This window comes from Gordonia sp. NPDC003950 (assembly GCF_053605205.1).
The window spans coordinates 1-24,497 of record NZ_JBSGIT010000041.1 but is presented as its reverse complement, the minus strand read 5'-3'; the positions used below and the strand labels follow the sequence as shown (position 1 = coordinate 24,497).

Annotated in this window: 13 protein-coding genes; 9 read left to right on the top strand and 4 right to left on the bottom strand. The window is 68.3% G+C overall.

Going from position 1 to position 24,497, the window contains the following annotated elements:
• Both ACWETB_RS23200 and ACWETB_RS23195 read left to right on the top strand, forming a co-directional pair.
• A partial coding sequence (locus ACWETB_RS23200) for an amino acid adenylation domain-containing protein (RefSeq protein ID WP_452213917.1) occupies positions 1-14,657 on the top strand: 14,657 nt, incomplete at its 5' end.
• Between the two features lie 98 nt (positions 14,658-14,755).
• Positions 14,756-14,989: an MbtH family protein gene (locus ACWETB_RS23195; RefSeq protein ID WP_279102014.1), complete on the top strand. Its 234-nt coding sequence runs from the start codon at positions 14,756-14,758 to the stop codon at positions 14,987-14,989.
• A 51-nt stretch (positions 14,990-15,040) separates the two neighbouring features.
• Here the strand turns inward: ACWETB_RS23195 and ACWETB_RS23190 are convergent, their stop codons facing one another.
• Complete coding sequence (locus ACWETB_RS23190; RefSeq protein ID WP_279102015.1) at positions 15,041-15,394, bottom strand: hypothetical protein; 354 nt, start codon at positions 15,392-15,394, stop codon at positions 15,041-15,043.
• Between the two features lie 481 nt (positions 15,395-15,875).
• Here ACWETB_RS23190 and ACWETB_RS23185 point away from each other — a divergent pair, with 481 nt between their 5' ends.
• A complete protein-coding gene (locus tag ACWETB_RS23185; RefSeq protein ID WP_279102016.1) occupies positions 15,876-16,226 on the top strand; it encodes a hypothetical protein in 351 nt (116 codons plus the stop codon).
• Positions 16,227-16,306: 80 nt separating this feature from the next.
• Here the strand turns inward: ACWETB_RS23185 and ACWETB_RS23180 are convergent, their stop codons facing one another.
• Positions 16,307-16,840: a DUF4878 domain-containing protein gene (locus ACWETB_RS23180; RefSeq protein WP_452213914.1), complete on the bottom strand. Its 534-nt coding sequence runs from the start codon at positions 16,838-16,840 to the stop codon at positions 16,307-16,309.
• Between the two features lie 124 nt (positions 16,841-16,964).
• On the opposite strand from ACWETB_RS23180, the gene ACWETB_RS23175 reads away from it, so the two are divergent.
• Together ACWETB_RS23175 and ACWETB_RS23170 are read left to right on the top strand one after the other, a co-directional pair.
• Positions 16,965-18,077, top strand: coding sequence for an LLM class flavin-dependent oxidoreductase (locus tag ACWETB_RS23175; protein WP_452213912.1), 1,113 nt, complete (start codon positions 16,965-16,967; stop codon positions 18,075-18,077).
• Positions 18,074-18,718 carry a CE1759 family FMN reductase gene (locus ACWETB_RS23170; RefSeq protein WP_449744137.1) on the top strand — a complete coding sequence of 215 codons (645 nt, stop codon included), beginning with the start codon at positions 18,074-18,076 and terminating at the stop codon, positions 18,716-18,718. The genes ACWETB_RS23175 and ACWETB_RS23170 overlap by 4 nt, the downstream gene beginning before the upstream one ends.
• Positions 18,719-18,727: 9 nt before the next feature.
• On the opposite strand, the gene ACWETB_RS23165 is transcribed toward ACWETB_RS23170, so the two are convergent.
• Both ACWETB_RS23165 and ACWETB_RS23160 read right to left on the bottom strand, forming a co-directional pair.
• On the bottom strand, positions 18,728-19,744 hold the full coding sequence (locus ACWETB_RS23165) for a pirin family protein (protein WP_452213910.1): 1,017 nt from the start codon (positions 19,742-19,744) through the stop codon (positions 18,728-18,730).
• A gap of 71 nt (positions 19,745-19,815) precedes the next feature.
• A complete protein-coding gene (locus ACWETB_RS23160; RefSeq protein WP_452213908.1) occupies positions 19,816-20,571 on the bottom strand; it encodes an acetoacetate decarboxylase family protein in 756 nt (251 codons plus the stop codon).
• A gap of 194 nt (positions 20,572-20,765) precedes the next feature.
• Between ACWETB_RS23160 and ACWETB_RS23155 the strand changes: the two genes are divergently transcribed.
• From ACWETB_RS23155 to ACWETB_RS23140, 4 genes are all read left to right on the top strand, one after another.
• On the top strand, positions 20,766-21,434 hold the full coding sequence (locus tag ACWETB_RS23155) for a LuxR C-terminal-related transcriptional regulator (RefSeq protein WP_452213906.1): 669 nt from the start codon (positions 20,766-20,768) through the stop codon (positions 21,432-21,434).
• 11 nt (positions 21,435-21,445) lie between these two features.
• Complete coding sequence (locus tag ACWETB_RS23150; protein WP_452213904.1) at positions 21,446-22,648, top strand: sensor histidine kinase; 1,203 nt, start codon at positions 21,446-21,448, stop codon at positions 22,646-22,648.
• Positions 22,645-23,745 carry a hypothetical protein gene (locus ACWETB_RS23145; protein WP_452213902.1) on the top strand — a complete coding sequence of 367 codons (1,101 nt, stop codon included), beginning with the start codon at positions 22,645-22,647 and terminating at the stop codon, positions 23,743-23,745. Before ACWETB_RS23150 ends, ACWETB_RS23145 begins: the two co-directional genes overlap by 4 nt.
• Positions 23,746-24,061: 316 nt before the next feature.
• Positions 24,062-24,439, top strand: a complete 378-nt coding sequence (locus tag ACWETB_RS23140; protein ID WP_348809188.1) for a response regulator transcription factor — start codon at positions 24,062-24,064, stop codon at positions 24,437-24,439.
• Positions 24,440-24,497: the final 58 nt, after the last annotated feature.

Genomic DNA, 24,497 nt, shown 5'->3' with positions numbered 1-24,497 from the left:
CGCAGTGGCCGTTGCGGGTGCGGTTGTGGCAGTCCGGGGATCGTGAGTTCGTGCTCGCGGTGATCGTGCACCACATCGCTGCTGACGGTGAGTCGATTCAGCCACTGGTTGCCGATCTGGCGCAGGCCTATGCGGCCCGTGTCGCCGGAGATCTTCCGGAATTCGCGCCGCTCGCTGTTCAGTTCGCGGACTTCGCGATCTGGCAGCACGAGGTCCTCGGCTCCGCCGAAGACGCCGAATCGGTGGTCGGCCGACAGCTGCACTATTGGCGCTCGCAGCTGACCGGCGCGCCGGACGTGCTGGAGTTGCCGACCGACCGGCCACGGCCGCGGGTCGCCTCGCACCGTGGCGCGCGCGTCGGATTCGAGATCTCGGAGCCGCTGGCGCAGCGCATCGGGCAACTGGCTCAGTCGCGAGGTGTCACGCCCTTCATGGTGCTCCACGCGGGATTGGCCGTGGTGCTGGGCCGGCTGGCCGCCACCGCTGACGTGAGTGTGGCCACGCCGATCGCCGGGCGTGGTCAGGCGGAGCTCGACCCTTTGGTGGGCATGTTCGTCAACACCCTCGTGCTGCGAACACGGGCAGGTTCGGAAGTGTCTTTCGCCGAGTACCTCGACCAGGTGCGCCAGACCGACCTCGACGCCTTCGCTCACGCCGACGCACCGTTCGAATCGGTGGTGGATGCCGTGGATCCGGTGCGCAGCGAGGCGTTCGCGCCGCTGGCACAGGTTGTGCTGACGCTGACCCAGGACGGGTTGGAAGTGCCCGAGATCGCCGTCGGCGGTCTCACCGTCGCGCGCATGGTGCCCGAGCAGGTCCCGGCCCAGTACGACGTCAGCGTGCAGATCGCTGTTCGGGAGGGCCGAGCGTGGCCGGGCTCGCTGGTGTTCGCCACCGACCTGTTCGACACCTCGACCATCGAGGCGCTTGCGCAGCGCTTGCTGGCGGTGCTGGATCAGGTGACCGCCGATCCCGAGATCGCTATCGGCGATGTCGATCTGCTGGATCCCCGGGAGCGCGACGCACTGGCGGCGCTTCCGGCGCCGGTGATACCCGAGACGGCGGGTCGATCGCTGGTGGATCTCTTCGCTGATTCGGTCGCCGCTCATGCGTCGGCGACGGCAGTGACAGCCGGCGATGCGTCGTTGACCTACGGCGAACTCGACGAGCGTTCGAACGCCGTCGCGGCCGCCTTGGTCGCGGCCGGCGTGGGCCCCGGGCACCTTGTCGGTGTCGCCACCGCGCGATCGGTCGATCTGGTCGCGTCGATCCTGGGCATTCTCAAGCTGGGTGCCGCGTACCTGCCGTTGGATGTGACCAATCCGGTCGACCGGTTGGCCTACATCGTCGATGACGCCGGGGTGCGGGTCGTTCTCACCGATGGCTCGCTCGCCGGCCACGCGTTGTGGTCGCACATCCGCGCGGTGACGGTCCTCGATGTCGAACAGACGGCCCGAGCGAACGGCGGCGCGGTGTTCACGCCGGTGCCCGTTCCGCCGGCCGCGCGCGCATACGTGATCTACACGTCTGGGTCCACCGGCCGGCCCAAGGGCGTGGAGGTGACCCACGGCGATGTCGGCGCATTGCTGGGAGCCACTGCGTCGGACTTCGACTTCCGCCCCGACGATGTATGGACCCTGTTCCACTCATACGCGTTCGACTTCTCGGTGTGGGAGTTGTGGGGCCCGCTCTCGTCGGGTGCACGTGTCGTGGTGGTCGACCGCGACCTCGCACGCGACATCGACGCGTTCGTGGGCCTGCTCGAGCAGGAGGGCGTCACATTCCTGAATCTGACGCCGTCGGCGTTCTACCAGTTCATCGATGCGCGACGTCGGCGGTCTGACGCGCGACTCGCGTTGCGCTACATCGTCTTCGGTGGCGAGGAACTGGCGTTCGAGCAGGTGCGGCGGTGGTTCGACGAGAACCCCGAGGACCAGGCCGAGTTGGTCAACATGTACGGCATCACCGAAACGACGGTGCATGTCAGTCACCGGCCCATCCGGCGAGCCGACGTGTCGGCGGCAGACCCTTCGTTCATCGGCCGGCCGTTGAGTTCGTTGGCGATCCACATTCTCGACGACCGGTTGCGCCCCGTGCCGGGGGGCGTCGTCGGGGAGATGTACGTTGCCGGAGCACAGCTGGCGCAGGGCTACCTCGATCGGCCCGAACTGACTGCCACCCGGTTCGTCGCCGACCCGTTCGGCCGGTCGGGCGGCCGGCTGTACCGCACCGGTGACCTGGCGCGCCGTTCCGGCGGCGATATCGAGTATCTGGGTCGTGTCGACGGGCAGATCCAGCTGCGCGGTTTCCGCATCGAGTACGGCGAGGTCGAGGAAGCTCTGCTGGGTGTCGACGGTGTGGTGGGCGCCGCGGCGCGGGTGATCGACGACGACCATCGTGGTGATCTGCTGATCGGCTATGTGGTGGCCGACCACGGCACGACGGTAGAACCGCAGCTCACCCGCGACCGCGTCGGTGAGCGGGTGCCGCGCTACATGGTGCCGGACCTCGTGATGGTCATCGACCGGCTGCCGCTGACAGCCAACGGGAAACTCGATCGGGCCGCACTACCGTTGCCGGTGTTCGAGACCGCCGAGTATGTGGCACCCGCATCGGCGGCCGAGGAGGCGGTGGCTGCCGTCTTCGCCGACGTACTCGGCGTCGAGAACGTCTCGGTGCTTGAGTCGTTCTTCGATGCCGGTGGCAACTCCTTGTCGGCGATGCGTCTGGTGGCGCGAACCGCCGAGGCCCTCGATGCCGAGGTGTCGGTGCGTGATGTGTTCGACGCGCCCACCGTTCGTGACCTCGTGCTGGCAGTCGCCGGTCGGTCACCTGCCCTACCGCCGGTGACCGCGGTGGTGCCGCGGCCCCATCGCATTCCGTTGTCGTCCGCCCAGCAGCGCATGTGGCTGCTCAACCAGCTCGATGTCACGTCGGCGACCTACAACATCCCGATGGGAGTGCGTCTGGGCGGCGATGTGGACATCGTCGCCCTGACGGGTGCGATCCACGACGCGATCGCCCGCCACGAGGTTTTGCGAACCATGTACCCGGGTCACGACGCGTCCGCGGTCAGCCAGCGGGTGGTGCCCGTTGCCGAAGCGCTGGCCCTGTTCGACTGGGCGGAGGTCGAATCGACCGCCGATCTGATCGCGGTGACCGCCGCCGGGTTCGACGTCACACGCGAACTGCCGATCCGGGGAAGAATCCGCCGCGCCGAAGACGGAACGGTCGAGCTTGCCCTGGTCGTGCATCACATCGCCTTCGACGGGGAGTCGACACCGGTGCTGCTGCGCGACGTCCTCGCGGCGTACGCGCACCGCCTCGATGGCTCGGTGCCCCCGCTGCCTCCTCTGTCGGTGCAGTACGTGGACTATGCGCTGTGGCAGGAGCGCACACTGGGCGACGTCGGCGACCCGGATTCCCCGTTGGGACGCCAGATGGCCTACTGGCGTTCGCGGCTGCGCGAACTTCCCGTGGTGACCGATCTGCCGATGGACCGGCCGCGGCCGGCGGTCTTCGACAGCCGCGGCGATGTCGTGGCGCTCACCGTCGACGACGCCCTGTCGGCCCGCATCGACGAGCTTTGCCGCAGATACCAGCTCACTCCGTTCATGGTGTCCTACAGTGCGCTGGCAGTCGCGATCTCGCGACTCGCCGCGACCGCGGACACGGTTGTGGCGAGTCCTACCGCGGGACGCACCGGTTCGGCCAAGCTCGACGAGTTGGTCGGTATGTTCGTCAACACCCTGGTGCTGCGCACGGACACCACCCCGGGCAAGTCGGTGGACGAGCTCCTCCGCGAGATCCGTGACGACGTGCTCGATGCGTTCGACAACGCACAGGTTCAGTTCGACGACCTCCTCGAGGAACTCGCACCGCCGCGATCGTCGTCGTACTCGCCGCTGGCGCAGATCGCCTTCACCTACACCGACGGCGCTCCATCGGAGGACTCCGCGCCGGTCGCCGGACTGACCGCGGAACCGATCGCGGCCGACGGCCACGAGGCCAAGTTCGACCTCACGGTGCTGGCACGAGGCCGAACCGCGACCAGCCCGATGTCGGTGGACTTCCTGTACTCGACGGCGCTGTTCGACGCGAGCACGGTCGAAGGTTTCGCGCACACCTATCGTCGCGCGCTGGAAGCGATCGTGACCGGGCAGGACATCGCGATCGGAGACATCGACATCGTCGGCGACTCGCCGGCGACAGACACCTCGTCGATCTCCCATACAGCAGTTTCCCAGACAGCAGTTTCCCAGACAGAAGTTTCCCAGACAGCGATCTCGCGCCCGGTTGTCCGCGGTGGGAGCGCCGAGCCCGACACCCTCCTGGACCTACTCGACCGGCGAGACCTCGATCCGGATCACCCGGCGCTGATATGCGACGGCGTCGAGTTGACGTACGTGGAATTCGAGGCCCGGACCGACCGGGTGGCACGAGCGCTCCTGCGCGCGGGCGTCGCGCCCGACGACGTGGTCGCCATCGCGATGGAGCGGTCCATCGAAGCGGTGATCGCGGTGGTCGGCGTCATGAAGTCCGGTGCCGCCTACCTCCCGGTCGATGTGGGTTACCCGGCCGACCGGGTCGCCTACATGCTCACCGACTCGCACGCGCGTTTCGGTATCACCGCCTCAGACGACGACTCCGCGCGCGGTGGCGCGTGTGAGTGGTTCGACCTGCGCGAGCTGGAAGCATCTTCGACGCCCGACGGACCGATCGTCGACGAGGACCGCAACGGATCGGTGCGTCTGACCAATCTCGCGTACCTGATCTACACGTCGGGTTCCACCGGGCGTCCCAAAGCGGTCGCTGTGAACAACACCGGGATGGTCGACCTCGCGGCCGCCCTGGCAGGTATCAGCGGGTCGCGCGAGGACAACCCGGACGTGCGCATCCTCCATGTGGCCTCACCCAGTTTCGACGCGTCGGTGCTGGAGATCCTGTGGGCGGTCACCACCGGGCACACGCTGGTGATCGCATCGCCGTCGCGCTACGCCGGTGATGCGCTCGGTGAGATCCTCGTCCGCGACGAGGTCACCGACGTGATCATCACGCCGTCGGTTCTCGCGTCCCTTGATCCGGCGTTCGGCGAGACGGTCCGCAATCTCGCCACAGGCGGCGAGGCGAGTTCGCCGCAGTTGGTGGAGCGCTGGGCTGCGCGCGGTCGTCGTCTCTTCAACTTCTACGGACCCTCCGAGACGACGATCTGGGCGACCAAGGCACGCGTGATGCCAGGCAAACCGATCACCATCGGCCGCGCAATCGGCGGCTTCACCGCACGGGTGCTCGACTCGCGTCTGCACCAGGTTCCGCGCGGTGTCACCGGGGAGTTGTACCTGTCCACCAGGGGTGTCGCCCGGGGTTACCTCGGCAAGCCGGGACTGACGGCTACGGCGTTCGTCGCCGATCCGTTCGCCGACGAGCCGGGCAGCCGGATGTATGCGACCGGCGACCTGGTGCGGTTGACCGCGTCGGGTGACCTGGAGTTCGCCGGACGCGCCGACCACCAGGTGAAGATCAACGGCCAGCGAGTGGAACTCGGCGAGATCGAAGCGGTGCTCGCCGCGCAGCCGGGTGTCGCCCAGGCCGTCGTGCTCGGACATCGCGGTGAGGATTCACCCGGCCGGGAACGGCTGATCGGCTACCTCGTCGCACCGCGAGGCGACGTGGACCCCGAAGCGATACTGACGCACGCCAAGAGCCGTTTGGCGGCACATATGGTTCCCGCCCAACTACTGGTGATCCGGGAACTCCCGCTGACCCCCGGCGGCAAACTCGATCGTGACGAGCTACCTACGCCGACCCCTCTCACCAGCGGTGACTTCGCGGCCCCGGCGACGGCCGACGAGGAGACACTGGCGACGATCGTGGCCGGCCTGCTGGGTCTGGAGCGGGTGAGCGTCACCGACCAGTTCTTCGCGCTCGGCGGTGACTCGATCATGTCGATCCAGCTCGCGTCCGCGGCGAAGGCAGCCGGTCTGGTCTTGTCGCCCCGGGAGATCTTCGAGCACCAGACCGTCCGCGCCATGGCCCGGGCCGCCGGTACCGGAGCCGCCCGCCTGCCGTTGGTGGACGAGCCGGTCGGCGGCGGCCGCGGCGAGATCGCTCTGCCCCCGATGGTCACGTGGATGGTCGACGGCGCGCAACAGCCCGAGGACTTCGCCGATTTCAACCAGTCGGCGGTTCTGTTCGCCGGCGACGACATCGATATCGCAGGCCTGCGAGCGGTGGTCGAGACGCTGGTCGCGGCGCATCCGATGCTGGCGGCACGGCTGGTGCACACCGAATCCGGGTGGAAGCTGACGGCCGGAGTCGAGGTCGACGCGGCCGCGCTGGTCACGGGCGAGGTGTGCGACGCCGAGCCGGGCAGCCCCGAGTTCGACGCCGCGGTGCGAGCGGCGCACGCCGAGGCCGCTGGTCGCCTCGACCCGGTGACCGGCCAACTGGTGCGGGTCGTCCTGATCCGGGGTGCGGCCGGTGTCGGCCGCATCGTGGTCGTGATCCACCACCTGGGTGTCGATGCCGTGTCGTGGCCGATCATCGTCGAGGACCTGGTCACGGCGTGGGCCCAGCGTTCGGCCGGGCAGCCGATGCAATTGCGCTCCGAGGCCACCACGCAGCGCGCCTGGTTCGGCGCGATTGCTGCCGGCGGGCGCTCATTCGACGACGAGCTGGGTTACTGGCTGGCGCGTTCGCCGCAACGGCCGACACCGCTCGGTGGCGAGCCCCTCGCGGTGCCGCGGTTCTCCGACACCGCCGAACAGACGCACCGAATCGCATCGTCACTCGCCCAGCAGTTGCTGACCGGAGTTGCGGAGGCCTTCGACGGTGCGGTGACAGATGTGCTCTTCGCCGCATTGGCCCGGGCGGTGCGTTCCTGGCAGCACGACCGGGGCATCGTCGACGACCAGCCCGTCACGTTGCTGGTCGAGAGCCACGGCCGGTACGAAGAGGTTCTCGACAGCGGCGCGGACCCGCGCACCGCTGACCTGAGCCGCACGATCGGGTGGTTCACCTCCATCGCGCCGGTCGCCATCGATCCGTCGTCGGACATCGTCCACGCGGTCAAAGCCGCGAAAGAGGAGCGGCTCGGCCAACCGAGTCACGGCCTGGGCTTCGGTGTTCTCCGGAACGTGGCCGGCTCGGAGCTGGCGGGGCGCCCGCTACCGACGATCGCCGTCAACTACCTCGGCGGACGTGGTACCGCAACCGAACACGAGACCACGACGAGCCTGTTGCCGGCATCCGATGCGCCGGTGCTGCCGCCGTTCGTCGGTGGAGGGTTGCGTCAGGCCGGCGTGCTGTCGATCAATGCCAGCGTGGTGCCGGGCGATGCCGGGCCCGAGATCGTCAGCTGGTGGCGATTCCCGGCGAACCCCGAGATGGATTCGGCGGTGGCCGACATCGCGTCTCGATGGCAGACCGAGCTGGCCGGCGTCGTGGCCGCGACCGAGATCGGCGATCCGGGCCTCTCGCCGTCGGACGTACCGGGGTCGGAGGTGACCCAGGACGATCTCGACGATCTCGCCGTACGCTATCCCGGCGCCGACATCTGGCCGTTGTCCCCGCTGCAGCAGGGTCTGCTGTTCCAGTCGGAGCTGATCGGCGCGGGGGCCGTCGACGTCTACGTCACACAGGCCACGCTCGATCTGGCGGGAGCGGTCGATGCCGATCGTCTGCGGAGTGCCGCGCGCGACTTGCTGAACCACCATTCCGCACTGCGGTCTGGATTCGTGCGGACGCCCAGTGGTGCACCGGTGGCAGTCGTACCGCCCGAGGTCGAGGTGCCGTGGCGCGAGGTGGACCTCAGGGCGGACGTCGACGTCGAGGCAGCGGTCGCCGAGATCGCGCTTGCCGAACGCTTGGCCGGCTTCGAGCTCGATGTGCCGCCGTTGATCCGCCTCGTGCTGGTCCGCCACGCCGATGGTGCGAGCCTGGTGGTCACCAACCATCACATCCTGTTCGACGGCTGGTCGGGGCCGCTGGTGCTGGCGGATCTGCTCGCGCTCTACGCCACCGGCACGACCTACACCGGACACACCGGTGCCGACTTCGGCGATCATGTCCGGCGTCTGGCGTCCACCGATCACGACGCTGCGCTGGCTGCCTGGCGCACGGTACTCGCCCCGCTCGACGAGCCGAGTCTGGTGGCGACGAGGTCGGACGTGACGGTCGAGAACCTGCCACGGGACCACGCCGTCGAACTGCCTGCGCAACTCACCGCGGATATCGCCGGCCGTGCCCGAGAACTCGGTGTGACGACCGCGACGGTGCTCCAGTTCGCCTGGGCGGTGCTGGTCTCGCGGCTGACGGGCAACCGGGTCGTGAGCTTCGGCGAGACGGTGTCGGGGCGTCCGGCCGATGTCGACGGGGCCCAGAACACGGTTGGCCTGTTCATCAACACCCTGCCCGCGGTGGTCGACGTCGATCCGACCGAGACGATCGGCGACACCCTCGCCAAGATGCAGGCAGACAAGGCCGTCGTCCTGGACTACCAGCACGTCGGGCTACCGGAGCTGTCCGCGCTCGCCGGACAACCGGTGCTCTTCGACACGCTCACCGTCTTCGAGTCCTACCCCGTCGACGCCGACAGCCTCGCCGGTGACGAAGCGTCGGCGGCCTCGGCCTCGGCCGGTGGATTGCAGGTCACCGGCTTCAGCTCGCTCGATGCCACGCACTATCCCCTCAACATGGCGGTGGCACCGCACGCCGACGGGCTGCTGCTCACCCTCAAGTACCTGCCCGGCGTCTTCGACGAGGCGACCATCGCGGGATTCGCGGACGCGTTGGTGACAGTGCTCGGCGCAGTGGCCGCCGACCCGGGCCGGCCGGTGGGCGATGTGCCGATCGTCGGTGCCGAGCAGGCCCGCAAACTGGTGCCGGTGCGTGGCCGCACGGCGCCGCCACCGCAAACCCTGGCGGAGATGTGCGCGCTCGCCGCGTTGCGTGCACCGCAGCGCGTGGCGGTGCGGGACGACGAGTCGTCGCTGACCTATGCCGAGGTCGATGGGTACTCGAACCAGCTCGCGCGGTGGCTGGTGGCCCGCGGTGTCGGTGGCGGTTCACCGGTGGCGGTGGCGCTGGGGCGGTCGACGGATCTGGTGGTCGCGATCTGGGCGATCACGAAGGCCGGTGGCGCTTACCTGCCGATCGATCCGGACTATCCCGCCGAGCGGATCGCGGCGATGGTCGCCGATTCGCAGGTCCGACTCGGGTTGGCCGGAGCCGACGTCTCCGGACTGCCCGACGTCGCCCGGTGGCAGCCGCTCGACACCGGTTTCCGGGCCGAATTGGCCGAGTTCGGAGACGGCCCGCTGACTGCCGCGGAGGCCGGGTCGACGAGGCTCGACGACGTGGCATATGTGATCTACACGTCGGGTTCGACGGGCCGCCCCAAGGGTGTGGCCGTGCCCCATCGGGGTCTGCGGGCCTTCGCCGAGGCGGAGTCGGTGGCGCTGAACGCCGACGACGGTGCGGTGGTGCTCGGATTCGCGTCGCCCAGTTTCGACGCGTCCATCCTGGAGCTGTTGCTGGCCACGGTGAACGCCGGGACATTGGTGTACCGGCCCGCGGATGTGGTCGGTGGCGAGCCGTTGGCCACTTTCGTGCGGGAGCACGAGATCACGCACGTGTTCTTGACTCCACCGGTCCTGGCGACGGTGGAGCCGGCGTCGCTAGCGGGTGTGACCGGCCTGGGTGCCGGCGGTGAGGCGGTGTCGCAGGCGCTGGTCGATGCGTGGGCCCCGGTGGTGCCGATCGTCAACATGTACGGGCCGAGCGAGGCCACCGTCGCGGTCGCCCTGACCGGTCCGCTGGGCCCGGGCGAGCCGGTGCGGCTGGGTGGACCGATCCCGGGTACGGGGCTCATGGTTCTCGATGAGCGGCTGCATCCGGTGCCGGTGGGAATGAACGGTGAACTCTATGTCTCCGGGCCGGCGCTGGCTCGCGGCTATCTGAATCGGCCAGATCTGACGGCCGAGCGGTTCGTCGCCGATCCGTTCGGCGGGGCTGGCTCCCGGATGTATCGCACCGGTGACGTGGTGCGATGGCGACGTGGAGCCGATGGACAGCCGGTGCTGGAGTATTCCGGCCGCCGCGACGATCAGGTCAAGCTGCGGGGGCTGCGTATCGAACTGGGTGAGATCGAGGCGGTCCTCTGCGCTCATGACGGGGTCGAGTCGGCCGTCGTCGTCGGCGTCGGGGGTTCGGTGGCGTCGGCGCTCGCCGGATACGTGGTGGCCGACGAGTCCGTCGATGTGGCCGACCTGCGTGAGTACATGCGCACACGACTGCCGTCGTTCATGGTGCCGGCGAGCATTACGGTGCTCGATGCGTTGCCGCTGACCCCGGTCGGCAAGCTGGACAAGAAGGCCTTGCCCGAACCGGTGGTGGCGACCGCAGAGTACGTCGCTCCCCAAGGAGAGGCCGAAGCGGCGGTGGCCGCGGTGTTCGCCGAGGTGCTCGAGGTCGAGCGGGTGTCGGCAGCGGAGTCGTTCTTCGATGCCGGCGGCAACTCACTGTCGGCGATGCGGTTGGTCGCCCGCGCCGGGCGGGTGCTGGACGTCGAATTGAGTGTGCGGGACCTGTTCGGGGCGCCGTCGGTGCGGGAGTTGGTGGCGATCGCCGCCGATCGCGATCCGGGCCTGCCGCCGGTGGTTGCGGTGGTTCCGCGTCCGGAACGTATTCCGTTGTCGTTTGCCCAGCAGCGGATGTGGTTCATCAATCAGTTCGCTCCCGAGGATTCGACGTACAACATTCCCGCCGTGATGACGGTGTCCGGCGATCTGGATGTGGCGGCGCTGCGGGCCGCGGTGGTCGACGTGATCGTGCGGCACGAGGTGTTGCGGACGGTGTTCCCGGACGTGGATGGTGTGCCGGTCGAGGTGATCTCGCCCGCCGCGACGGTCGGCGAGCGCGTCGATGACGTGTGGCAGGTGGTGGATTCCCAGGAGGCCCTGGAAGCCGCCGCCTTCGACGGTTTCGACGTCACATCCCAGTGGCCGTTGCGGGTGCGGGTGTGGCCGATCTCCGACCGCGAGCACGTGCTCGCGGTGGTGGCCCACCACATCGGGGCCGACGGTGAGTCGGTGCTGCCGCTGATCACCGACCTGGTCGCCGCGTACGCGGCTCGTGCCGCCGGTCAGGAGCCGGCGTTCGAGCCGCTGCCGGTCCAGTTCGCCGACTACGCGATCTGGCAGCACGAGGTGCTCGGTTCGCCGGACGATCCGGATTCGATCCTGGGTCGCCAACTCGACTTCTGGAGGAAACAGCTCGTCGGGGTGCCGGATGTCTTGGCGTTGCCGTCCGATCGGCCACGCCCGGGCGTGGCCACCCACCGCGGTGCGCAGGCCGAATTCGGTGTGCCGGCCGAGGTCGCCGAGCGTGTGACGGCCCTGGCGCAGGCACGTCAGATGACGCCGTTCATGGTGGCCCACGCCGTGTTCGCGGTGCTGCTGGCGCGGTTGTCGGCGACCGACGACATCGTGGTGGGAACACCGATCGCCGGTCGTGGCCAGGAGGTGCTGGACCGGATGATCGGCCAGTTCGCGAACACCTTGGTGCTGCGCACGCACGTCGATCCGGCCGAGTCGTTCGACGCGTTGCTGGGGCGGGTGCGGTCCGCGGACCTCGATGCGTTCGCCCATGCCGCGGTGCCGTTCGAGGCGCTGGTCGAGGCGGTCGATCCGGTGCGCAGTGAAGCGTTCTCACCATTGGTGCAAGTGATCTTCTCGTTCGATCCGGGGGCGTCGGCCGCGCGGGCGGACATCGAGGTGGCGGGGTTGTCACTCGCGCCGGTCGAGGGGATGCCTCGTCCGGCGCAGCTCGACCTGGATGTGACGCTGATGACGGGTGCGACCGGTGGCGGCTGGGCGGGTTCGATCACGGGTGCCGCGGACATGTTCGACGTGGCCACCTTGGAGTCGGTGGGCGGCCGTTTCGTGGCCTTGCTCGACGCGTTGACCGCAGATCCCGGGGCGGCAGTCGGGGACGGGTCGTGGATGTCGGCCGGCGAGCGGCAGGCGGCACTGGCGGCGGCAGCGGGGCCGGTCCACCGTCGCAGGGTGACCACCCTGGCCGATGCGTTCGCCGAGCAAGTGGCGCGGATCCCCGACGTCGAGGCGTTGGTCTTCGAGGGTCGGAGTGTGTCTTACGGCGAGTTCGGTGCGCGTGTGGCGGTGCTGGCCCGAGAGCTGATCGCCGCGGGTATCGGTCCGGACGTGCCGGTCGGTGTGTGCATCGATCGCAGTGTGGAGATGCTCGTGGCAGTGCAGGCGGTGTTGGCCGCCGGCGGTCAGTATGTGCCGTTGGACACCTACACGCCGGTCGATCGCGCCGAGTACATGGTGACGACGGCCGGTGTCGAACTGATGTTGGTGGCGGCCCGACGAGCGGTGCCCGAGCCGGTCGCCGCGCTGGGCAATCGGGTGTCGGTTCGCGAGGTGGACGCGACCGTCGAGGTCGATCTGGACGTCGACCCGATCTCGGACGGTGAGCGGCGCGGTGTGTTGCGCGCCCAGAACGCGGCGTACACCTTGTTCACCTCGGGCTCGACCGGCAGGCCGAAGGGTGTGACGGTCTCGCACTCGGCCGTCGGAAACTTCCTGGACTGGTTCAACGACCTGAACGAGCAGGAACCGGGGCAGCGGCTCCTGTTCAAGACGCCGTACACCTTCGACGCGTCGGTGTTGGAGTTGTTCTGGCCGCCGGTGTTCGGGCAGACGATGGTGATCGCCGAACCCGACGCCCATCGCGATCCGGTGTCGCTGGCCCGACTGATGGTCGCCGAGCGGGTGTCGGTGGTGCAGTTCGTGCCATCGTTGCTCTCGGTGTTCCTCGACACGGTTCCCGGGCCGGAGGCGTTCGCGTCGGTACAGCGGATGTTCTGTGGTGGGGAGGCGTTGCCACCTGCGGTGTATCAGCGTGTGACCGCGCGGATGCCGGGGCTTTCGGTGACCAACCTGTTCGGGCCGACCGAGTGCGCTGTCTACACGGAGTCGGCCACGTTGAGCGGCGATCTGACCGTCGTCCCGATCGGTGTGCCGATGCCGAACACGGCGGCGCTGGTGCTGGACGGGCGGTTGCGGCCGGTGCCGCGTGGCGTGGCCGGCGAGTTGTATCTGGGCGGGCCACAGGCCGCGCGTGGGTACGCATCGCAGCCGGTGCTGACGGCCGAGAGGTTCGTTGCCGACCCGTTCGGTGAGCCCGGTGCACGCCTGTATCGCACGGGTGATCTGGTGCGGTGGAACGGTGCCGGGGAGCTCGAGTATCTGGGCCGCACCGATTTCCAGGTCAAGTTGCGCGGCCAGCGCATCGAACTGGGTGAGATCGAGGCCGTGCTGGCATCGGCTGAGGGTGTGGTGCACGCGGCCGCAGCCGTGGCCGTCGGCCACGCCGGTGAACAGTTGGTCGGGTACGTCGCACCGGCATCAGTCGATCTGGACGTGGTGAAGGCTGTGACGGCTGCGGAGTTGCCGGGTTACATGGTTCCGTCGGTGTGGATGCCGGTCGAACAGATCGCCCTGAACAATGCCGGCAAGATCGATCGCAAGGCATTGCCCGAGCCTGTCTTCAGCGATCACACTGCCGACTACGTTGCTCCGGTCACCGAGGCGGAGGAGGCGGTTGCGGCGGCATTCGCGGAGGTGCTCGGTGTGGATCGGGTCGGTGCCACCGAATCGTTCTTCGATATCGGCGGCAATTCGCTGGCCGCCGTTCGTGTTCGTGCGCACCTCGCGGCCGCGGGTCGCGAGGCCGAGCTCGCGTGGTTGTTCAGTGACGCGACGCCGCGCGCGTTGGCGCGCCGGATCACCGGAGGCGGGCAGTCCGTCGGAGACGTGCTGCTGCCACTCCGGACGGAAGGCGCGCGAGCCCCGCTGTTCGCGGTCCACCCGGCCGGCGGCCTAGCCTGGTTCTACGGAGGTCTGGCCCCGTATCTGACCGACCGTCCGATCTACGGTCTGCAGGACCCGCACGTCGCCGCCGGTGAGGAGTCCGTGTTCGACGCGAACGAACTCGCCGCACGCTACGTGGACGAGATCCGGCGGGTGCAACCCGACGGTCCCTACCACCTGCTGGGGTGGTCGATCGGTGGCTACATCGCGCAGACCATGGCGACACTTCTTCAAGAATCCGGTGCGGCGGTGGGCTTCGTGGGCATAATGGATTCCCTGGTGCCCGATCCCGATGCGCCGGCCGCCGAATCCGTCGAGCCGGACACCGGCGACGGGATCGACCTGGATGCGGCTGTCGACGTGTTGGGCGGGTGGCGTGATCTGTTCGACATCGACGAATCGATCACCGCGGGCAACGACGAGGAGGTGTTGGCGGTCATCCGCGAGCAGATTGCCGGCATGGGCCTCTTGGCAGAGGACCAAGTGGAGCGGATCATGGAGAGCTTCGACTCGTCGGCCGACGTCCTCGCCTCGTTCCGGCCGCGGGCCTTCGACGGTGATCTGTACGTCTACACCGCGACCGCCGACAAGCCCGACCCGGGCATCGTCGCGGAGAGCTGGCGACGCTATTTCAGCGGCACGATCCACAACATCGACGTCGACACCCATCACCTCGGTATGGCGAACACGGATTCGCTGTCGGTGATCGGCCCGGCGATCGATGCAGCACTCATGAATATGGAAGACCCGCGGCGCGAGTAACGCGCCGGCACACCCTGCCGATGTCCAGGCGGCGACCGACGAAGTCGGCTCCAGATGCCGCCGGTAGCCTGACCAAGGAGAGAGAAGGAGCACCATCCATGACCAACCCATTCGACGACGAGAACGGCCGCTTCTACGTTCTCGTCAACGACGAGAACCAGCACTCGCTGTGGCCGACCTTTGCCGATATCCCGGCCGGCTGGAAGAAAGTATTCGGTGAGGACTCGCGGGCCGCTTGCCTCGAATACGTCGAGACCAACTGGACCGATCTGCGTCCGAAGAGCCTGATCGAAGCGATGGAGGCCGATCGGACCGCCACAGACCAGGGTTGATCGGTGTCAGGTCCGGTGGTGGTTCCGACGAACCGCCGTCGGCGAGCGGAATCAGCTGACGGCGCGGAGGTGACCACGGCCATGACCGTCGTCGCGTCGCGAGATATCCCTGCCGAGCCAGGTCACGATCTGACCCATTGCCTGGGCCACGGCATCAGGTGAACCCAGCTTGCCGACGTTGGGCAGGCAATGCAGGACGGAGGCCGGCAGCGCGGCCTCGATGTTGATGGAGTGTTTCGACGCCACCTGCTCGTAGCGCCCGAGCGCGTCGGCGAGAGTTTCGTAGCTGACGGCCTGGCTGCCGTACCGAACCGCCGTGAGACTCGGGGTCAGTTCCGCCTTTGCGAGGACATCGTCGACGATCAGACGTGTCCGCTGCCCCCACTCGAAGCTTGAATCTGTCATTCTTTCCCTCGCTTGGCCGGCCTGCTGGCCGTTGTTGTCCAGTTTGTCATTCGTTCGAATGAATCCCCATTACCGCACCGCACTTCACAGCGGATTTCTAAGCCGACGTAACTTCGGTCTAAGGACGACCCACAAACACCACGCTAGGCATGGGGCAGATGTTGCGAAAGTGGTTAGTGATGCTGATGTGAACTAGGTCCTGATTCGTTGCCGATCGGTGATGATCTGGCGTGCAGCATGGCCGTTTCCCCTCGTGAGCAATGCGTACGTAATGCGTACGTCCAGTACTCCAAATTCACATCAGCATCAGGGGGTACATCCGCACCGGTTGCGTTCTGATATCACAGCACTCGAGGACCGCGACCTTCATTCGTTGTGACGTGCGCAACAGTCGGGAGTTCTCGGCGGCGGTTCAACCGTTTGGATGACAGGCTGTCCAACACGAGCTCGATGGGGATCGAGCGGGGGGCGAAGGAAAACTATGAGCCATTCAAGCTTCTCGTGGGAGCAACAGCGCACACGGGCCATCATCGACCAGGTGTTCGCCAAGGCCGAACTGACCCCGAGTCTCACTGCGGTGCGACACAGCGGACAGGCCGCGACCTACGGCGCGCTCGCCGAGGCGCTGACTCGCTACGAGCAGGTCGCGTCGAAACACTCCATCAACGCCGAGGCCGCCCTTCCGGCATCCGTGCTGCACTGCCTGCCCAACGTCGGCAAGCTGGGTTCACCGGACCAGGTCGCCGGCGCCATCGGCGAGATCCTCAGCTGGCTCGGCCGCGACGTTCCGCGGGGTGACGAGGGGCGTGGCCACCTGCGCGCCGTCGGCTGACGCAGCAGGGTCCAACAGGAACAGACCAACAAGAAGCGGGGCCCGACTGGATCGGGCCCCGCTTCTGTCGTCTGTGGAGATCAGCCGCCGTGCTGGGCGCCCTGAGCAGCGAGCGCGTTGACCGCCTCGGTGGACAGCTTCCACGTGCCGTCGACCTTGACATAGGTGATGGTCATCGGCGCACCGTCGGGCATCGGGATGTGCGGGCTCTTGACCGCGATGTCGACCTTGGCCTGGTTGTCGCCGTCCTTCGAGACGTTCTTGACGGTGAAGGTGTAGCCGGCGCCCGAGGCGCTCTTGGCGAACGCCTGCATCGCGGGGACGTTCGCCGGGTTGCTGGTGTCGACGACGGTGGCGAGGTCGGTGGCCGACGTGTTGGGGTTGGTGGCCTTGTCGAGGATGGTCTGGGCGTCGCTCACTCGCAGGCCGATGACGGCGTCGGCGACCTCGCTGCTCACGGACTGGGCAACGCTGGTGACCTTGCTGCCCGCCTGGTCGACCGCGCTGCTGGCGGCGTTCTTGGCGGCCTGCTGGTCTTCCTCCGAGCAGCCCACGACGACGAACAGGGCGGTGCCGGCCAGTGTTGCGGCGGCGATGGACTTGCGAAGCTTCATTGCGACTCCTGTGGTTCGGGTAAGCCAACACTAACGCGTCGCCGGGGCCGGACTCGCTCGCGGGAATCAAACGGACCATGGTCCGGTTAGGTAGGGTGAGACCCACAAGATCAGGAGGCGCGAGATGCAATTCGGACTGTTCAGCGTCAGCGACATCACCGTCGATCCCACCACCGGGATCGAGCCGAGTGAGTACGAGCGGATCAAGGCGATCGTCACGATCGCCCGCAAGGCCGAGGACATCGGCCTCGACGTCTTCGCGATCGGCGAGCACCACAACCGGCCGTTCTTCTCGTCGTCGCCGACGACGACCCTGGCCTACATCGCGGCGCAGACCTCGACCCTGCAGTTGAGCACCGCGACCACGTTGATCACCACCAATGATCCGGTGAAGATCGCCGAGGACTTCGCGATGCTGCAGCATCTGGCCGACGGTCGCGTCGATCTGATGCTCGGCCGCGGCAACACCGGACCGGTCTACCCCTGGTTCGGGCAGGACATCCGGCAGGGCATCCCGCTTGCGATCGAGAACTACCACCTGCTGCACCGGCTCTGGACCGAGGACGTCGTGAACTGGGAGGGCAGGTTCCGCACCCCGCTGACGTCGTTCACCTCGACGCCGCGTCCGCTCGACGACGTCGCGCCGTTCGTCTGGCACGGATCGATCCGCAGCCCGGAGATCGCCGAGCAGGCCGCCTACTACGGTGACGGTTTCTTCGCCAACAACATCTTCTGGCCCAAGGACCACTTCCAGCGATTGATCAACTTCTACCGCGAGCGCTACGAGCACTACGGGCACGGCAAGGCCAACCAGGCGATTGTTGGTCTCGGCGGACAGTTCTTCATCCGCAAGAACTCTCAGGACGCGATCAACGAGTTCCGGCCCTACTTTGACAACGCGCCGGTGTACGGACACGGCCCGTCGCTGGAGGATTTCAGCCGCGAAACCCCGCTCACCGTGGGTAGCCCGGCCGAATTCGTGGATCGCACACTGTCTTTCCGCGAGAGCTTCGGCGACTACCAGCGTCAGCTGTTCCTCGTCGATCACGCCGGGCTGCCGCTCAAGACCGTGCTCGAGCAGCTCGACGAACTCGGTGCGGTGCTGCCGGAACTGCGCGAGGGCTTCGCCGCGGGCCGGCCCGCCGAGGTTCCCGACGCACCCACCCATGCATCGCTGGTGGCCGCGCGAGACGCCGCTGATGTTGCAGCGCAACAGAATGCGACGGTGAACGCATGATCCGCCTGGTCGCGGTGAACGCCGGCCTGAGCGAGCCGTCGTCGACGAGGATGCTCGTCGACCGGCTCACCGCGGCCACCACCGCCGTGCTCGGCGCGGGCCGGATCGACGTCAAGATCATCGACCTTCGTGATCTCGCGGTGGACCTGGGCCGCTCGATGGCCGCGGGCTTCGCTACCGGCGCCGCGCGCGACGCGATCGCATCGGTTCAGGACGCCGACGCCCTGATCGTGGCGACACCGGTGTTCAACGCGTCGTACTCGGGGCTGTTCAAGACCTTCTTCGACCTCGTCGACGTCGACGCGATGACCGGGAAACCGGTGCTGATCGCGGCGACCGGCGGCAGCCCGCGGCATTCGATGGTGCTCGACCACGCGATGCGTCCGCTGTTCGGTTACCTGCGGATGGTGGTCGTTCCGACGGGAGTGTATGCGGCAGAAGAGGATTGGGCCGGCGGTTCCGGTGACACCGCGACACTGGGCGATCGGATCGATCGTGCGGCACGCGAACTCGCGGCGCTGCTGGCTACCGGCGATCGGCCCGCGAGGTCGGCGCCCACCGACACCGAGGCGTCACCGGCGGCGACCGCAGCCGAGGCGTCGGGAATCGCAAACTTCGCGCGACTTCTCAACGGGGCCTGAGCAGATCGGTCACCCACGTGCGCGCCCGGGAGTGTTCTCCCGGGCGCGTAGCCGTGTTCCGGGCAGCCTCGGGGCGGGCAGATGTTGCACATCACCGACGTAACCCTGCACCTGGCCGAAGCGTTCAGAGTGTTCCATCCACTGCTCGCGGAACGCCACGATGTCGTCGTGGGTGCGGCCGATGAAGTTCCACCACATGATGATGTCCTCGTCTAGCGGTTCGCCGCCGAGCAACACGATGCGGGCGGTCTCGTCGCCGACGTTGGCCAGCGTGATCGCCTCGGCGCCGAGGCCGATGTAGCCGAGTTCGGTGCGCCGCAACGGTTCTGCGATCGAGTCGGCAATCTCGACGACGCCGGAGTCGACGAGGACGCCGTGTTCGAAGTCGTGGCGCACGTCGAGGGTGATCCGCGCTCCCGGTGGGATGCGCAGTTCGGCACCGAGCAGTGGGGTGAAGGTGCGCACCGGTGAACTGCTACCCATCAGGTCGCCGAGGAAGACCAGCGCGCTGACCTCGCCGACGGTCACCAGCGGTGGTTCGTAGTGCGCGAAATCCCTTGTGGTGTCCCGGGCCTGGTCGGGTAGCGCGATCCACAACTGCACGCCGTGCAGCACCGTGGTGTCGGGGGTGCTGACCTCGGTGTGTGCGATCCCATGACCGGCGGTCATCAGGTTCAGCTCACCCGGCCGCACCATCGCATGATTGCCCATGGTGTCGCGGTGTTCGATCTCCCCGGTGAAAAGCCAACTCGCGGTTTGCAATCCGGTGTGCGGATGCGGTGGGACGTTCATCCCGCCGGTGGCCGAGACATCGTCGGGCCCGTAGTGATCGGCGAAACACCAGGCGCCGATCAGTGATCGGTCGCGCTGGGGTAGGGTGCGATGCACGGTCATCGCACGTGGGCCGCCGAGTGGGACGTCGCGGGCGGTGAGCACCTCCACCCGCAGCACACCGGACGGGGATCGGGCGTCGTCACCGATGGTCCGGCATTCGACTTCTGCCGGTTGGGTTTCCATGTTGCTCACGGGCTACCGCCTTGGACTGGGGCTGGTGGACTGCGAGCCAGTCTACGTACTCACCGAACAGCGCCGTCGGGTCACACGGTCTCGGCGTCGTCGAAGGTCATCGCGAGGCTGCGGACCGAGGTCGACATCAGTGCGTGCCGGGACAGCTTCAGTGTGCGCAGCTCGTCGGCGATCGGATGATCGCCGAGCTCGAGGAGCGCGCCGCCGACCCGGGTGCGGGTTCCGGTGATCGACCGCAGCCGCCACGGCGTGCTGCGCAGCACGCCGTCGAGCTGGGAGTAGGCGTGCAGGGTCGCCTCCACCGAAGAGCCCGGCATCGGCAGGCCCGGTTTGACGGTGAGGTCGGCGATCAGGGCGCCGTCGGCGCTGACGCGGCCGCGGCGGGTCGCCGAGTCGTGATCGACGTCGAAGTCGGCGAGGGTCTTGGGAAAGCCCCAGATGCCACGGCCGGCGGCCAGGGTGAACTCGCCGTCGACGGGGAGGTGGTGGATGAGGGCCCGGGCGTCCCCGGCGAACAGCGAGCGCAGCGCGGCCACGGGTGACGGGGCGGGCGCGGCCGGATCGCTGACCAGAAAACATACCCCGAACTCGTTGTACGGTCCGAGGTCGCCGTCGATGTACTCGACGAAGACCAGCATGCACATCCCGCGATCACGGCGGATGCGCAGCGGGGTGAGGCGACGATCTCCGGGCCCCGCGCCGTCGATGGCCCGCTGCATGGCGGTGACGTCGGCGGAGAACCCGCCGACGAAACAGCGTGCGGTCCGGATCTCGACGGGCATCGTGACCGTCTCGCCGAGGACCTGATGCTGGGTAGGGGTGGACATGCGAACTCCCGCCGTATGGTTTCTAGAACGTGTTCTATTTTGCCGGACGACCGGCCCCGGTGTCCCCTTTTCCGGCGTCCCGGCGTACGCCCGTTCGGATGAAAAACCCGCGGTGGATAGCCACGCGTGAGGGCCGATGTCCGATTCTCGTGATACGACACGTCACGCAACGCAGGGATCGGAAGGTGGTCGCAATGCCCGGCAGAACTCTTCGGGTCGGCATGGTCGACGATCACCGATCCCCGATCTGGGGGATCGAACGTGTCCTCGAGCCCGAACCCGACATCGAACTCGTGCGGGCCGCCGCCACCGTCGACGAACTGCTGGCCGCCGGCGTCGAACTCGATCTGGTGTTGCTCGATCTGCGTCTCGACGACGGCACGACCCCGCGGGAGAACGTCAACCGGCTCCGCGACGCGGGCATCGGTGCGGTGGTCTACACCTCCGGTGAGCATCCGGCGCTGCTCCGGTCGGCCGCCCGGGCCGGCGCCCTGGGCGTGGTCCTGAAATCGGCGTCCGAGGACGAGATCCGGGAGGCGCTGCGTGCGGCTGGGCAGGGGCGCGCCGTGCTCACCACCGAGTGGGCCGCCGCGATCGACGGCGACCCCGAACTCGCCGCGGTCGACCTCAGCCCGCAACTGCAGCGGGTGCTGGCGTTGTACGCCTCGGGGGAGACCTCGGCCGGCGTCGGCGCCGCGCTCGGTGTCAGCGCGGAGACCGTCAACGAGTACCTCAAGCGGATCCGGCAGAAATATGCCGACGCCGGTCGCCCCACCCGCACCAAGATCGACCTGTACAAACGGGCCATCGAGGACGGGTGGCTGCCGATGCCGCGCCGCGGCGACGACCCGCCCGACCCGTGACCACGCACCCGATGACCGACCATCCCAGGACCGCGATGGGGCCGCGCGAGGCCCGCATCCAACGACTCATGGCCCGGTTTGTGGGCGGCGGATTCCTCGCCTACCTGCTGGTCTCCGCCGTTGAGTTCGCGCCGACGTCGACGTTCGTCGCGGCCTGGTTCACTCCGGTCGCCGCTGTGTTCGCGTTCCTCCCCGGCATCGCCATCTTCGCCTACAGCTTCGTTTCCGAGGTCAGGCCACGAGTCCTCGTCGCCCTCTCGGTGCTCACCTCGGTGGGCTACGTCGGTGCCTGCGTGCTGTGGCTGATCGCCTGGAACGGGGTGGCCAGCGGCGCGGACCGGGTGACCTGGCTGATGAGTTTCGGCGGACTGCCCAGTCTGGCCATCGTGCTCGTCCGCCCGCTGTGGGTCGGCGTGATCCATCTGGTGATCTGCATCTGTGCCTCGACCATCGTCACCGATCTCGGCCGTCATGGCGCGCTCGGTGCCTCGACGATCACCGAGGTCATCTGGGGTGTCGCCTACAGTTCGATCTTCCTGTTCGCCGCGGCCATGATCCGGCGCACCGGTCAAACCCTCGATCAGACGCGCGCCACCGCACTGCGGGTCACCTCGACGACCGCCGCCGCCACCGCGCGTGACGTCGAGCGGGCCCGGTTCGACGCGCTGGTGCACGACCACGTGATCGCCACCCTGCTGGCGGCGGAGTCCGGCGACGCCGACGGACGACTGGCCGGTCAGGCCCGGTTCGCGCTGTCCGAGCTCGACTCGCTCGCGGCGGTCGGTCCGCACCGTCCGGTGACCCGCGACGAGGCCGCGGCCCGTCTGCGGGTGAGCGTGTCCTCGGTGTCCGAGGACGTCGGTGTGCACCTCACCAGGACTCCGGGCGCCGACACCGACCGGGGAGCATCCGTGTATCCGGCCGAGGTGATCGCGGCGGTCGGGGAGGCGATCGCCGAGGCCGTGCGCAACGCATCCCGCCACGCCGGCCCGGACGCCGAATGTGTGGTCGTCATCGAACTCGGCCCGGACTCGCTGCAGGCGGCCGTCATCGACGACGGACGGGGATTCGACACCGGCGCGGTGCCCCCGGAACGGCTCGGGATCGAGGTGAGCATCCGGCTGCGGATGGATTCGATTCCCGGCGGTGGGTCCCGTATCCGCAGCGCGGCGGGCGCGGGCACCACGGTCCAGCTGTGGTGGCGGCAGTCATGAAAGCCGCAGTGCGCGTTCTGCTCCGGCAACACCCACGCAACGACGCGTCGACGATCATCGGATTGCAGTCGCGCTGGGTGTACGCGGTGATCGCCTGGTTCGTCGGCGCCTGCCTGATCACCGCCGGATTCGGCGCCGGCGGGGTGCGGTCCTGGCCGCTGTTTCTCGTGGTCCTGTTGCTCGTGTTCACCGGGGTCGGGGCGCTGATCCTCGCGCCCGGTGATCCGATGGGCGCCACCGCGACGGCCATCACCGCGACGATGGTGGCGGTGGCCCCCGCGCTCGCCACGGCGGCGTGCGACTCGCCGCCGGCCGTCGCGTTCGGGACCGTCGGCGGCTGTGTCTCGGCGACCTGCGCCTTCATGTGTGTGCGGGGGCGCGTCCTGGCCGCCTGGTGCGCGTTCGGTGCATCGATGCTCGGTTCGGTGGGAGCGGCGTGGCCCGAGGCGACACCGTGGTTGGGTGCCCAGATCGGCAGTGTCGCCGTGCTGTTGATGGCCACACTGTTCGCCGCGATCATTCGTCCGGCGGCACGCGAGATCTATGCGTTGCGGGCGCAGACCGTGCGCGAGGCGAGTGCGGCGGCGTCGGTGGCGGCGGCGACGGCCGAGCGTGACGGTCAATTCGCGCGGCTCGACGAACAGGCCAGGCAGTTGCTCGAGACGATCGCCGCCGGGGCGACGCTGACGCCTGCGCAACGATTCCGGTGCCGCCTCGTCGAGGCCCGGTTGCGCGACGGAATCCGCGCCCGCGCCCTCGATACACCCGAGGTGGTCGACGCGGTGTGGGCGGCGCGGGAACGTGGCGCCACGGTGACCCTGCTCGACGATGCCGGCGCAGCATCCGCCCTGCCGGGTGCCCCGGCCGAATCGTCACGTGACCCGGTGCTCGCGGAGATGCGCGCCCGATTGATCGGCCTGCTGGCCGACGTCGCGGCCGGGAGTTCGATCACCGCGCGGGTTCACCCGATCGGCCGCGTTCCGGTGGGCACGATCGTCGTCCGGACGGCGGACGGACAGCATCGCGTCGACTTCAGTGGGGCGGGTGACGATGGCGGCATCGAAACAACGCCTGGTCAACGAGATTCGCGGGCGTGAGACGTCCTCAAAAAAGGGGAAAGTGCTTGCAGACGGAAGGATCGTCCCCCGAGTTGGGACTATTCGGTATCTGAGCGGAGCCTTAAGATCTGCTGTGACGACCTGAATGATGTGCGCTCGGCACCACGCCTCGTGACCGCCGCGGCCACCCGACAAGTGAGGAACCACGGTGACGACCGCGCATTCTGATTTCCCCGCCCCGACGACCCGAACCGCGACCGCGAGCGCGCAGCCCGCACCGGCGCGGCAGGTCCCCGGCCGATTCGGACCGAGCCACCCCGCAGCGGGTCAGCCCGCACCGGTTCCGCCAGGACGGATGACGCCGGGACAGGTCCGACCCGGACACCGCCCGCCCGCACCGGTGACGCGCATCGCCGACTACCGGCCCACGCATCCCCGGCCGGTCGGTCCGGGCGCTCCGATGCGTCCGGCGCCCGCCACCCCGGTCGTCGAGACCCCGTCGGTGCGTCGGCCGTCCCTGTCGCCCCGCGAGGTCGAGGTGCTGCTGGCCTGGCTGCGGGCCGAGTCCAAAGAGGAAGCGGCCGAACATCTGTTCATCGCCGCCTCGACGGTCAGCACGCACCTGGCCCGCATCCGCGCGAAGTACTCCGGCGTGGGACGCCCCGCGCCGACCAAGACGCATCTGCTGGCCCGCGCACTTCAGGACGGGATCACCCGGCTCGAGGACTGGTGAGTGCGAGGCGGTCGCGACCGGTGGCGACCGCCGCCCACAGAGCGGCAACAGAGCCAGG